Source organism: Haloarcula sp. 1CSR25-25, assembly GCF_032027985.1.
GTDB lineage: Archaea > Halobacteriota > Halobacteria > Halobacteriales > Haloarculaceae > Haloarcula.
In genome coordinates this window covers 1-581 of record NZ_JAHYBW010000026.1, presented here as the reverse complement: position 1 = coordinate 581, position 581 = coordinate 1, and the positions used below count along the sequence as shown (strand labels likewise).

1 pseudogene is annotated in these 581 nt (G+C 65.9%); it reads right to left on the bottom strand.

From position 1 onward, the window contains the following. Positions 1 to 581, bottom strand: a pseudogene (locus KZ498_RS24650) (preprotein translocase subunit SecY); the annotation flags it as partial.

Sequence of the window (581 nt, the reverse complement as noted above, 5' to 3'; positions counted from 1 at the left end):
CCCATGTCGGTGGTCTCGACCCAGAACACGGCGAAGACTGCGCCGCCGACCAGCATGACGAACAGGTCGATTCCGACGCGGGTCAGGATCTGCCAGACCGGCTGGGCCGTCCCTTCGAGCCACCACATCCAGTCGCCACGGCTCTGGATGGGCGCGAGGAAGTAGAACAGGCCACCCGTTGGCTGGCCGTTCGAATACGTCCCGAGGAACGCCGGCATCGACGCCAGCTGGGCGTCGAGAATCCGGCCCAGGAACTGGATGTTCGCCTGGAGTGCCCGGACGAGAATCATCGGCAGGACGCTCGCGTAGATGAGCTTGACCGGGAACCGGCCACGGGCCCCTTTCACGCGGGCGTTCGACAGCGGGATCTCGACGCGGACCGACTCGGCGTAGACGACCACCGAGAAGATGAGAATCGTCGTGACCAGCCCCAGCAGTTCGCCCTGGAGCAACACGGTCTGGAGGCCATCGGCAGCCAGCACTGGCCCGGTGCCGCGCTGGCCGGTGATGAACAGGTACCAGGTGTAGATGATTCCCTCGCTGTTGCCGAGGAACGGCGTCGTCAGGACGCCCCCGACGAG